General features: G+C 73.2%; 9 protein-coding genes. 4 read left to right on the plus strand and 5 right to left on the minus strand.

The window, feature by feature from the left end; translation table 11 throughout:
- Positions 1–239: 239 nt before the first annotated feature.
- The gene (locus tag AB0J67_RS35475; protein WP_363489214.1) at positions 240–809 is read right to left on the minus strand and encodes a response regulator; all 570 of its coding nucleotides are present in this window, start codon (positions 807–809) and stop codon (positions 240–242) included.
- A gap of 52 nt (positions 810–861) precedes the next feature.
- On the minus strand, positions 862–5,214 hold the full coding sequence (locus tag AB0J67_RS35480; RefSeq protein ID WP_363489216.1) for a HAMP domain-containing protein: 4,353 nt from the start codon (positions 5,212–5,214) through the stop codon (positions 862–864).
- A 213-nt stretch (positions 5,215–5,427) separates the two neighbouring features.
- On the opposite strand from AB0J67_RS35480, the gene AB0J67_RS35485 reads away from it, so the two are divergent.
- Both AB0J67_RS35485 and AB0J67_RS35490 read left to right on the plus strand, forming a co-directional pair.
- Positions 5,428–7,032 (plus strand): SpoIIE family protein phosphatase, encoded by a 1,605-nt coding sequence (locus AB0J67_RS35485; protein WP_363489200.1) that lies wholly within the window; start codon positions 5,428–5,430, stop codon positions 7,030–7,032.
- Positions 7,033–7,283: 251 nt separating this feature from the next.
- Positions 7,284–8,204 carry a sensor histidine kinase gene (locus AB0J67_RS35490; RefSeq protein ID WP_363489202.1) on the plus strand — a complete coding sequence of 307 codons (921 nt, stop codon included), beginning with the start codon at positions 7,284–7,286 and terminating at the stop codon, positions 8,202–8,204.
- Positions 8,205–8,228: 24 nt separating this feature from the next.
- Here the strand turns inward: AB0J67_RS35490 and AB0J67_RS35495 are convergent, their stop codons facing one another.
- Positions 8,229–8,684, minus strand: coding sequence for a CBS domain-containing protein (locus tag AB0J67_RS35495; RefSeq protein ID WP_363489204.1), 456 nt, complete (start codon positions 8,682–8,684; stop codon positions 8,229–8,231).
- A gap of 314 nt (positions 8,685–8,998) precedes the next feature.
- Between AB0J67_RS35495 and AB0J67_RS35500 the strand changes: the two genes are divergently transcribed.
- Entirely contained in the window at positions 8,999–10,582 is a 1,584-nt protein-coding gene (locus AB0J67_RS35500; RefSeq protein ID WP_363489206.1) for an HAD-IIIA family hydrolase, read from the plus strand.
- A 7-nt stretch (positions 10,583–10,589) separates the two neighbouring features.
- Here the strand turns inward: AB0J67_RS35500 and AB0J67_RS35505 are convergent, their stop codons facing one another.
- Positions 10,590–10,832: a hypothetical protein gene (locus AB0J67_RS35505; protein WP_363489208.1), complete on the minus strand. Its 243-nt coding sequence runs from the start codon at positions 10,830–10,832 to the stop codon at positions 10,590–10,592.
- Positions 10,833–10,963: 131 nt separating this feature from the next.
- Complete coding sequence (locus tag AB0J67_RS35510; RefSeq protein ID WP_363489210.1) at positions 10,964–11,293, minus strand: DUF2795 domain-containing protein; 330 nt, start codon at positions 11,291–11,293, stop codon at positions 10,964–10,966.
- A gap of 154 nt (positions 11,294–11,447) precedes the next feature.
- Between AB0J67_RS35510 and AB0J67_RS35515 the strand changes: the two genes are divergently transcribed.
- A partial coding sequence (locus AB0J67_RS35515) for a hypothetical protein (RefSeq protein WP_363489212.1) occupies positions 11,448–11,682 on the plus strand: 235 nt, incomplete at its 3' end.

Genomic DNA, 11,682 nt, shown 5'->3' on the forward strand with positions numbered 1-11,682 from the left:
CTCTGCACACATATACGCACCCCGGCTGGTGCGTATATGTGTGCAGAGCAAAGCGAGCGGCAGGGGCTCCCTACTCGCAGCCCGGCCAGCGCGCGTATGGGTGTGCAGAGCAAAGCGAGCGGCAGGTGCTGCCTACCCGCAGCCCAGCCAGCGCGCGTATAGGTGTGCAGAGCAAAGCGCGGGCGCCGGGGTGCTGCCACGACCTCGCCGAGGCGCGGGCAACCCGGCCCGCGACGGGCTCAGCGGGTGGGGCGCACCATCGGGTCGGTCTCGTGCGGCAGGGCCGCGCGCAGCGCCTCGCGGGCGCGTTCGGCCTGCTCACCCAGGTGCGGCCCGTCGAGCAGGCGTATCGCCTCGCGCGCCGCGCCGGACAGCCGCGCCCACTGCTGGGCCTGCTGGCGCAGCTGCTGCGTCTTGACCCACAGGTCGACGAAGATGGCCACCTTCGCCCGCAGCACCCACGGGTCGAACGGCTTGGTCAGGTAGTCCACCGCGCCGGCCGCGTACCCGCGCAGCGCCAGCCGGGCGTCCCGGTCGGCCGCGGTCAGGAAGATGATCGGGATGTGCCGGGTGCGCTCGCGGCGCTTGATGTGCCCGGCCGTCTCGAAACCGTCGAGCCCCGGCATCTGCGCGTCCATCAGGATCACCGCGAAGTCGTCGACCAGCAGCCGCTTGAGCGCCGACTCGCCGCTGCTCACCGCCACCGGCTCCACCGGCAGCCCCTGCAGCATCGCCTCCAGCGCGACCAGGTTGTCCTGCCGGTCGTCGACCAGCAGCACCTTCGCGATCGTGAAGCCGCCCTCCGCCATCTCGCTCATACGCCCGTCCCGCCCGGCGCGGCGGCCGTGCCGTCCCGCCCACTCATGCGCCATGCTCCTGCTGCTGCCCGACCCAGCGCGCCATCAAACGCAGCAGCTCGTCGAGATCCACCGGCTTGGTGATGTAGTCACTGGCGCCGGCGCCCAGGGCGACCTCCCGGTCGCCGGGCATCGCCTTGGCGGTCAGGAACACCACCGGCAGGGTCGACAGGTGCGGGTTGCGGCGGATGATCCGGGTCGTCTCGTATCCGTCCTGTTCGGGCATCATCGCATCCATCAGCACGATGTCGATGTCGGGATGCTCGGCCAGCAGCTGGATGCCGTCGTTGCCGTTGTCGGCGTACAGCACCTGCATGCCGTGGTGTTCCAGGGCGCTGGCCAGCGCGAACACGTTGCGCACGTCGTCGTCGACGATCAGCACCCGGGCGCCGTCCAGGGCCGCCGCGACGTGGTCGCTGACGGCATCGCTGGCCGCCCGGCCGATGATCGGGCGCGACGTCGGCGTCGCGTACACCGGCTGCGGCGTCGGGCCGACCGGCACCGCGCCCACCGGCGCCCCCGCGATCGGCGACGCGGACGGGATCATCGGCAGCGGGGACGTGGTCGTCGGGCCGGTCAGCATCCCCGGCAGGTACAGCGTGAACGTCGAGCCCTGGCCGGGCGCCGAGGTGACCGTGATGGTGCCGCCGAGCAGCCGGGCCAGCTCGCGGCTGATCGACAGGCCCAGGCCGGTGCCGCCGTACTTGCGGCTGGTGGTGCCGTCGGCCTGCTGGAACTCGTCGAAGATGAGCGCCAGCTTGCTGGCCGAGATGCCGATGCCGGTGTCGTGCACCGCGAACATGACGACCTCGCCGGCCTGGCTCAGCGACGCCTCCTCGAACGACAGGTCCGCCGGGGCGGGCCCGATCTCCAGGTGCACCGTGCCGGTGTCGGTGAACTTGACCGCGTTGGACAACAGGTTGCGCAGGATCTGCTGCAGCCGCTGCGAGTCGGTGATCATGCCGGCGGGCAGCGCCTCGGACAGGCTGACCCGCAGGTCGAGGCCCTTCTCCTCGGTCTGCGGCCGGAACGCCTGCTCCACGTACTCGCAGATGTCGCCGAAGCGCACCTCGCCGGGCTCGACGTCCATCCGACCCGCTTCGATCTTCGACAGGTCCAGGATGTCGTCGATCAGCGCCAGCAGGTCCGACCCGGCGCTGTGGATGGTGCGCGCGAAGTCGATCTGCTTCGGGGTGAGGTTGGCCTCCGGGTTGTCGGCCAGCAGCCGCGACAGCAGCAGCAGCGAGTTAAGCGGTGTACGCAGCTCGTGGCTCATGTTGGCCAGGAACTCCGACTTGTACTGCGAGGCCGCCGACAGCTGCCGCGCCTTGTCCTCCAGGCCGAGCCGGGCCAGCTCGATCTCCCGGTTCTTGATCTCGATGTTGCGGTTCTGCTCCGACAGCTGGGCGGCCTTCTCCTCCAGCTCGTTGTTGGTGCGCTGCAGCTCCACCGACCGGTCGCGCAGCTCCTGCGCCAGCCGCTGCGACTGGGCCAGCAGCTCCTCGGTGCGGCGGTTGGCCAGGATCGTGTTGAGCGCGATGCCGAGCGTGCCGGCCAGCCGGTCCAGGAAGTCCAGGTGCAGCTCGGAGAAGGTCGCGACGCTGCCGAACTCGATCACGCCCAGCGACTCGCCCTCGAACACGATCGGCACCACGATCAGGTCGGCCACCTTCGTGTCGGCGATGCCCGAGCGCACCGTCATCCGGGTGCGCCCGCCGCCGACGCGGATCGTGCGCCGGTCCACGGCCGCCTGCCCGACCAGGCCCTCGCCCACCGCGTAGTTGGTCTCGGAGCCGCCGCCGGTGTACCCGTACGCGGCGGCCAGCTGCAGCCGGATCTCCTCGCCGTCCGGCTCGCCGAGGAAGAACGCGCCCAGCTGCGCGTCGATCAGCGGCGTGACATCCGACATGATCATGCGGCAGACCTGCTCCAGGTCGCGCTGGCCCTGCAGCAGCTCGCCCGCGCGGGCCAGGTTGGAGTCGAGCCAGCCCTGCTCGGCGTTCTTCTTGGTGGTGTCGCGCAGGGTGACGATCATCTGGTTGATGTTGTCCTTGAGCTCGGCCACCTCGCCCTGCGCCTCGACCGTGATGCGCTGGGTCAGGTCGCCGCGGGTCACCGCGGTGGACACCTGCGCGATGGCGCGCAGCTGGGTGGTCAGCGTCGAGGCGAGCTGGTTGACGTTCTCGGTGAGGTCGCGCCAGGTGCCGGACACGCCGCGCACCTGCGCCTGGCCGCCCAGCTTGCCCTCCGAACCCACCTCGCGGGCCACCCGGGTGACCTCGTCGGCGAACGACGACAGCTGGTCGACCATCGTGTTGACCGTGTTCTTCAGTTCCAGGATCTCGCCGTGCGCGTCGACGGTGATCTTCTGTGACAGGTCGCCCTTGGCCACCGCGGTGGTGACCTGGGCGATGTTGCGGACCTGGCCGGTCAGGTTGGACGCCATGAAGTTCACGTTGTCGGTCAGGTCGCGCCAGGTGCCGGCGACCGCGGGCACCTGTGCCTGCCCGCCGAGCTTGCCTTCGGAACCCACCTCGCGGGCCACGCGGGTGACCTCGTCGGCGAAGGCGGACAGCTGGTCCACCATCGTGTTCACGGTGTCCTTCAGCTCCAGGATCTCGCCCTGCGCCGCCACCGCGATCTTCTGCGACAGGTCGCCCCGCGCCACCGCCGTTGCCACCTGGGCGATGTTGCGGACCTGCGCGGTCAGGTTGCCCGCCATCACGTTGACGTTGTCGGTGAGGTCGCGCCAGGTGCCGGACACGCCGCGCACCTGCGCCTGGCCGCCCAGCTTGCCCTCCGAGCCCACCTCACGGGCCACCCGGGTGACCTCGTCGGCGAACGACGACAGCTGGTCCACCATCGTGTTGACCGTGCTCTTGAGCTCCAGGATCTCGCCGCGCGCGTCGACGGTGATCTTCTGTGACAGGTCGCCCTGCGCCACGGCCGTGGTGACCTGGGCGATGTTGCGGACCTGCGCGGTCAGGTTGCCGGCCAGCTGGTTCACGTTCTCGGTCAGGTCCCGCCAGGTGCCCGACACCCCGGCCACCTGCGCCTGACCACCCAGCTTGCCCTCCGAGCCCACCTCGCGCGCCACCCGGGTGACCTCGTCGGCGAACGACGACAGCTGGTCCACCATGGTGTTGACCGTGTTCTTCAGCTCCAGGATCTCGCCGCGCGCGTCGACGGTGATCTTTTGTGACAGGTCGCCCCGGGCCACGGCCGTGGTGACCTGGGCGATGTTGCGGACCTGCGCGGTCAGGTTGCCGGCCAGCTGGTTCACGTTCTCGGTCAGGTCCCGCCAGGTGCCCGACACCCCGGCCACCTGCGCCTGACCACCCAGCTTGCCCTCCGAGCCCACCTCACGCGCCACCCGGGTGACCTCGTCGGCGAACGACGACAGCTGGTCCACCATCGTGTTCACGGTGTCCTTCAGCTCCAGGATCTCGCCCTGCGCCGCCACCGCGATCTTCTGCGACAGGTCGCCCCGCGCCACCGCCGTCGCCACCTGGGCGATGTTGCGCACCTGCGCGGTCAGGTTCGACGCCATGTAGTTCACCGCGTCGGTGAGGTCCTTCCAGGTGCCGGCCACGTTCGGCACCTCGGCCTGGCCGCCGAGCTTGCCCTCCGTGCCGACCTCCCGCGCCACCCGGGTCACCTGCTCGGCGAAGACCCGCAGCGTGTCGGTGAGCGAGTTGATGGTGTCGGCGAGGTCGGCCACCTCGCCCTGCGCCGAGATCGCGATCTTCTGCGACAGGTCGCCCTGCGCGATGGCCGTGGTCACCTGCGAGATGGAGCGGACCTGCGCGGTCAGGTTCGACGCCATGAAGTTCACGTTGTCGGTCAGGTCGCGCCAGGTGCCCGACACACCCCGCACGTCGGCCTGGCCGCCGAGCTTGCCCTCGGTGCCGACCTCGCGCGACACGCGCGTCACCTCGTCGGCGAACGACGACAGCTGGTCGACCATCCGGTTCACGGTGCGGCCGATGGTGAGGAACTCGCCGCGCAGCGGCCGCCCGTCGATGTCGAGCGCCATGTGCTGGGTCAGGTCGCCCTCGGCCACCGCCACGATCACGCGGGCGATCTCCGCGGTCGGCCGGCCCAGGTCGTCGATCAGGCTGTTGACCGCCCGTACGCCGTCGGCCCAGGCGCCCTCGTAGGACTCCTCGTCCAGCCGCTCGGTGACCCGGCCCTCCCGGCCGACGACGCGCGAGATGCGCAGGAACTCGCGGTTGCGCTGCTCCTGCATCATGACGACCTCGTTGAAGGCGTCCGCCACCTCGCCGACGACACCCGAGGAACGCGGCAGGCGCACCTTGAAGTCGCCCGCCCGCACGGCGCGCAGCGCGGCCGCCACCTCGTGCCACTGGGCGTCGGAGTCCTGTCCCCGCTGGCGCTGTGCCGTCGTTCGATTCGCCGTCACCGGATCCACTCCCCTCGCGGCCACCCCGCGCCGATGGCCCACCTGCAACGTCGCTTCGTCGCGGCGCACGCTTCATCATCGTCCGCCAGACGCCCGGAAGCGAGTCACCGGGTGGAAACCACGCCCCCGACGGCGGAGACTACTAGCGTGCCGAACCGCGCCCAAGATCTGCAGCCGTCCCCCGCCGATGCCGCGGCGGACCCGCTCGCCGCCGTCGACGCCCTGCTCGGCGTGGACCCGACCGTCGACGAGACGGGCACGCTGCACGGGTTCACCAGCCAGCTGCTGCGCACGCTCGGCAGCGCCGTGGGTGCGCAGGGTTGCAGCGTCTGGGTGGACCACGGCGACGGCGACGACCACCAGCTGCTCGGCACGTACGGCAAACCGCTCAACCGGGCCTCCCCGGCGCGCCGCATCCCCGTGCCGGTGAGCCTGCCCTGGTCGGCGGAGCTGCTGCTGCAGGCCCCCGACACGCCGACGGCGCACACGCTGACCCGGCTCGCCGCGCAACGGCTCGGCCTGCTGCTGGAGGCACAGCGGCTGCGCGAGAGCGACCGCCGCCGGCAGACCTCACTCGCCTTCCTCGCCGAGGTCAGCGAGCTGCTGGCGCAGTCGCTGGACCTCACCCTCACCCTCGCGCTCATCCCGCGGCTGGTGGTGCCCCGCCTGGGCACCTGGTGCACGCTGCACCGGGCCACCCCCGGCCGGCGCCTGGCCCCCGCCGCGGCCGCCCATGCCGACGAGGCGATGAGCCCATGGCTGGACGCCATCACCGAGGACCTGACCCGGACGCTGCAGGCCCCCGGCACCGCGGAGGCGCTGCTCGCCGGGAAGAACGTCCCGCTGCCGACCTCCCTGTCCGGAATCGCCGTGCCGCTGTTCGCCCGGGGCGAGTGGCTGGGCGTGCTCAGCATCGGCCGCGACACCGAGTCCCCGCGCGACCCCGACGAGATCCCCGTCGCCGAGGAGGTGGCCCGCCGCTGCGCGCTGGCCGTGGACAACGCCCGCATCCACGAGGAGCGCCTCACCGTCTCGCACACCCTGCAGCAGGCCCTGCTCCCGGCGAAGCTGCCCATGATCCCGGGCCTGGGCATCGGCGCCGAGTACGCCCCCGCGGGCCGCGGGGTAGAGGTCGGCGGCGACCTGTACGACATCATGCCGATGCCCGACGGCCGCTGGCTGGTGGTGGTCGGCGACGTCTCCGGCAAGGGCGTGCCCGCCGCCGCGGTCACCGGACTGATCCGCGAGGTCATCCGGGTGCTGGTCAAGGACGGCCGGCCGCTGCCGGCGGTGCTGGCCACGCTCAACGACACGCTGTCCGAGCGCTCCGAGCGCTACTGCACGCTGGCGCTGGCCGCGTTCGACACCCGCAACCCCGGCCCGGACGTCGAGGTCACCCTGTACCTGGCCGGCCACGACCGGCCGCTGGTGCTGCACGCCGACGGCCGGGTCTCGTCGGCCGGACGCTGGGGCACCGCGCTGGGCCTGGTCGCCCCGGCCACCTGCCAGCCCGCCCGGCTGGTGCTGCACCCCGGCGAGACCCTGGTGTTCTTCACCGACGGTGTCACCGAGCGCCGCAACGGCCAGGACTTCTTCGGCACCAACCGGCTCGCGCAGCGGCTGACCTACCTCGCGGGCCACCCCGCCGACGTCATCGCGGCCCGGCTGCGCACCGCGGCGGTGGAGTTCTCCGCCGACCAGCCCCGCGACGACATGGCCATCATGGCGGTACGCAACGACAAGGTGGCCTGAGCTGCGACCACGACCGACCCCGCCCGGCGGACCGGGCCCCCGTCGCCCGACCGCCCCGCCCGCCCGGCGCAGGGCGCGATGCCGCGCGCGCCGGACCGGATTAGCATTGTCGTGCGCCGGATCACCGCGGTCCTGGGCCGGCGGGGTGCCGATGCTGCGCCCGCCACCGGGCCCGGGTGACCCAGGATGCGCGGCTGCCGGGTGGTGCCGCGCACGGCAACGATCGGAGCGCTGGTGTGAACGGTGATGGGATGCCGGCACGCCATGACGCGCTGCGTTACCGCGACGAGGCCGAGCTGCTGCGCGCGGCCGTGCCGTTCGTGCGCGAGGGCCTGGCCGCCGGGGACAGCGTGGTGCTGCTGTGCCGGCCCGACAACGCGCGGCGCCTGCGGCAGGCCCTCGGCGACGTGCGCGTCACCGCCGAGCTGTCCCCCGACGACGTGTACGGCGGCGCCGTGGCGGCGCTGGCCGCCTACCGCGAGCTGGTCGAACGGCAGCAACACGGCGGCGCCCGGGTGCGCGTGGTCAACGAGATCGACTTCGGGTCGCGGCCAAGCGCCCAGTGGGAGTGGGCGCGGTTCGACGCCGCGTTCAACCAGGCGCTCGCGGCGTACCCGATCTGGAACCTGTGCCTCTACGACCAGCGGCGGGTGCCCGCCGAGATCGTGCGGGCGGCCGCGAGCAGCCACCCCTTCCTGCTCACGGACGGCGACCGGGTGCCCAGCGCGGGGTACACCGAGCCGTCGCGGCTGCTGGGCGAGCCGGGCATGCGCTGGCGCGACCCGCTCGAGGACGCCGCGCCGCGGGTGGACGTCACCGACCCGGCCGACCTGGCCGCGCTGCGCGCCGCCGTCGAGCGGACGCTGACCGGCGACGGCATGGCCGCCCATGCCGTGCAGGGGTTCGTGCTGGCGGTCAGCGAGATCGCCACCAACGCGATGACCCACGGCACCGCGCCGGTCCGGGTGCGGCTGTGGTCCGCCGGCGGCCGCGCCCTGTGCGCGATCAGCGACGAGGGCGACTGCTTCGACCCGTACAGCGGCTACGAGCCCGCCGACCGCGCCCTCGGCGCCGGCGGGATGGGGTTGTGGCTGGCCCGGCAGATGAGCGACGACCTGAGCGTGGACGGCAGCGGCGGCGCCTGCACAGTGCGCCTCGGGCTCAACGCCTAGCCGGTCCGGGCCGGTCGGGCGCGGTCACGGCTGCTCACCGGCCGGGCCGTCGGGCCGGGTGGACCACACCGGCTCCGCCGCGCCCGCGTCGGAGTCCGGCGGTTGCGGCCGCTGGCCGCGGGTCAGGTCGTTCCAGGTGATGACCCCGATGACCCGGTCGTTCTCGCACACCGGCAGCCGCCGCAGCGAACGTTCCTTCATCAGGCGCGCGGCCTCGCCGGTGTCGTCGTCGGCATGCACGGTGACCAGCTCGCGACCGGACAGCTCCCCCGCCGTGACGGTGCGCGGGTCGCGCTCGTCGGCGACCATCCGCACGATGTCGCCGCTGGTCACGATGCCGATGAGCCGGTCGTCCTCGGTCACCAGCACGTCGCCGATCCGGTGGTCGCGCATCAGCCGCGCCGCCTCGGTCAGCGTGGTCGCGGCGGTGACGCAGACCGGCTGCCCGGTCATCATGTCGCGGATCATCCGCCCGATCATGGAGCCCTCCCGGCCCGTTCTCCCGGCGCCCGGCCCGGGACCTGTCCTCTTTCGCCCGTCTGCGCGGTGACCGGCGTGGACTCGGGCCGGCCGGGCCGGCGCGGCAGTGTCCCTTTCCCACGCTAGCGGCTTGCGGTGGTGCGCATGCCCGGCATCGGCGCAGCCGGGGGCGGTGGCGGTGGCGGCCGGCACTTTCCCTACGGCGTCCTAGGTTGCTGGGTCATCGGGTCGGCTCGCTGACGCCGCTGGTCGGGCGTGTGACCAAACCGGCGAAAGGAATGTTTGCGAAAAGACGGATGGGGTAACCCGCCCGGGTGGCCAAGCAAGAGATCACCGGCGGCAGCCGCGGGCTCTACGACGCAGTGCTGCTGGACCGCGACAACACCCTCATCCGCGAGGTGCCGCGCATCGACCACCCCGACCTCGTGGTCCCCATGCCCGGCGTACGCGAGGCGCTGGAGCTGCTGCGCGCGGCCGGCCTGCGTATCGGCGTCGTGTGCGACCAGCCCGCGATCGGGTTCGGATACACCACCCGCGCGCAGGCCGAGGCCGTCAACAAGCACATCGAACGCCTGCTCGGGCCGTTCGACACCTGGCAGATGTGCTGCCATACGCCCGCCGACGGCTGCGGCTGCCGCAAGCCCGCCCCCGGTCTGATCACCGCGGCGGCCCGCGACCTCGGCGTGCCGCCGCACCGCTGCGTCATGATCGGCGACATCGGCCCCGACCTGCAGGCCGCGGCCGCCGCGGGCGCGACGGGCCTGCTGGTGCCGACCGGGCAGACCTGCGTGGCGGAGATCGACTCGGCGCCGCACCGCGCGCCCAGCCTGCAGGGAGCGGCCGAGTGGATCCTGGCCCGGCAGCGCCTGATGCGGCCCGGCCCGCCCGGCGGCACCGGGCACGTCCTCGCGGTGTGCCCCGACTCCACCGGCGACGTGCTGCTCGCCGGACCGGCGCTGCGGGCACTCGCGGCGCGGGCCCGGTCCGTCTCGCTGCTCACCGGCTCGCGCGGCGCCGCCGCGGGCCGGCTCCTGCCGGGGGTGACCCGCGTGGTGGAGTGGCGTGCCCCGGGCCACGACGACGGGCCGGGCGGCCACGTCGCCCGCTCGGCGGTGGACGCCCTCGTCGACACGCTGCAGTGCTGGCAGACCGACGAGGCGGTGGTCTTCACCGCGGCCGGGCAGTCTCCGCTGCCCACGGCGCGGCTGCTGCGCATGGCCGGGGTCCGCCGGGTGTGCGCCGTGGCCGAGGAGCGGCCGGGCAGCCTGCTCGACCTGGGCCATCGGGTGCCGGCCGACCTGCCGGAGGCGCAGCGGGCGCTGTCGCTGGCCGCGGCGGCGGGTTACCCGCTGCCCGACGGCGACGACGGACGGCTGCTGACCAAGCTCCCGGCGCCAGCGGCGCGGGGCGGGCGCATCGTCGTCCATCCCGGTGCGGGTGCTCCCGCCCGCGGCCTGCCCCGCAAGTGGGCCGTCGAGGCGGTGCGCGCGCTGGCGCTCAGCGGGCGCGACGTCGTGGTCACCGGCGCGCCGGACGAGGCGGACCTGACCGCCGAGGTGGCCGGGGACCTGGCCGGGGACCTCGGCGGCCGGACCGACCTGCTCGGGCTGGCCCGGCTGCTGGCCGGCGCGGCCTGCGTGGTGACCGGCAACGCCGGCCCGGCGCACCTGGCCGCGGCCCTGGGCACCCCGGTGGTCAGCGTCTTCGCGCCCACCGTGCCCTACGCCCGGCGCGGCCCGTACGGCACGCCACACGTGCGGCTCGGCGACCCGCAGGCACCCTGCCGCGGCACCGGCTACCTCACCTGCACCCTGCCCGGGCACCCGTGCCTCGGCGAGATCGACACGGCCGAGGTCGTCGCCGCGGTCGAGCTGCTCACCGGCCCGCCGGTAACGTGACGGCGGTTCACTCCTCGGGGTCGACCAGCGCGCGGAAACGGTAGATCCAGGCCGGCTCCCCGATCGGGTTGGCCTCCCGGACGTAGACCGCCTCCCACGGGTCGGCCACGCGGTCGAGGTCGGCGTCGGTGTCCAGGCCGCCGGGCAGCCAGATCGAGTACGTCTCCGGCGGGTCGGCGGCCGAGTCCACCTCTATCTCCCGCGTGATCTCAGCGGCACCGTGCACGAACTTCGCGGCGATCCTGTCCACCCGTCAAGACTCCCTCCACTGCCGACGCCCCGGGGCGCAGATCGACGAACCGGCGCGCGCCACGCGGGCGCGCGCCGGTTCAGCCTGCCCGGCGCGCCTCTCGCGGCGGGGACCCGTCCGCCCTGTCCGGCTCAGAAGCGCTCGGCGACCTCGAGGCCCAGCGCCAGCCACAGCTCGCGGCTGTTGGGGAAGGTCTGCCCCTCCTCCAGCGTGCCGAGCGTCTCCATGACCTCGTCCGGCGCGCCGTTACGCTGCGCCACCTCGATCAGCTCCTCGGTGGTCGCCGGGAACGTCGCCAGGGACACGTGCTCGCCGATGCGGGCGCGCAGCTCGCGCCGGTCGGGGTCACGCTCGTCGTCGGTCACGACGCCGTCGCGGCCGGGCGTGTCCCAGGCCCGCCGGTCGAGGTCGTCCTCGATCGGGTCGCCCAGCTGCCTGCTGCCATACGGTGTGTGGGTCATGCAGACCTGGATTCCCGCGCACGGCCCCCGTGAAACGTTGCGCCGGGATCCCCGCGGGCGAAACCGGCGCCCGCTCCCGGCGAAGCCGCCCACGCCGGTGTACGCCGGTGGACACTGGGTACGACTGCGGCTGTGTTCCGAGAGGGGGTGGGTCATGACCGGCGAGCTGTCCGAGGAGCTGGAGGCACGGCTGGACACGCTGTTCATCGGCGAGGAGCGGCTCAGCGTCGCGGAGATCCGCCGCCGCGCCGTGGCCGGCGACATGGACGCGAACGTGCTGCTCTGCATCGACGCGCTGCCCGAGGGCGAGTACGCCCAGGACGAGGTGCTCGTCGTCACCGGTTCGGTGCCGGGCCTGAGTCGCACCGAGGGCAACGAGGCGGTCGAGG

This window comes from Catellatospora sp. NPDC049609, assembly GCF_040675365.1.
Lineage (GTDB): Bacteria > Actinomycetota > Actinomycetes > Mycobacteriales > Micromonosporaceae > Catellatospora.

What these genes read in the sequence shown, in the direction of transcription:
- AB0J67_RS35475 (WP_363489214.1), bottom strand. Translation starts at nt 809, where the DNA reads ATGGCGGAGGGCGGCTTCACGATCGCGAAGGTGCTGCTGGTCGACGAC.
- AB0J67_RS35490 (WP_363489202.1), top strand. Translation starts at nt 7,284, where the DNA reads ATGCCGGCACGCCATGACGCGCTGCGTTACCGCGACGAGGCCGAGCTG.
- AB0J67_RS35495 (WP_363489204.1), bottom strand. Translation starts at nt 8,684, where the DNA reads ATGATCGGGCGGATGATCCGCGACATGATGACCGGGCAGCCGGTCTGC.
- AB0J67_RS35510 (WP_363489210.1), bottom strand. Translation starts at nt 11,293, where the DNA reads ATGACCCACACACCGTATGGCAGCAGGCAGCTGGGCGACCCGATCGAG.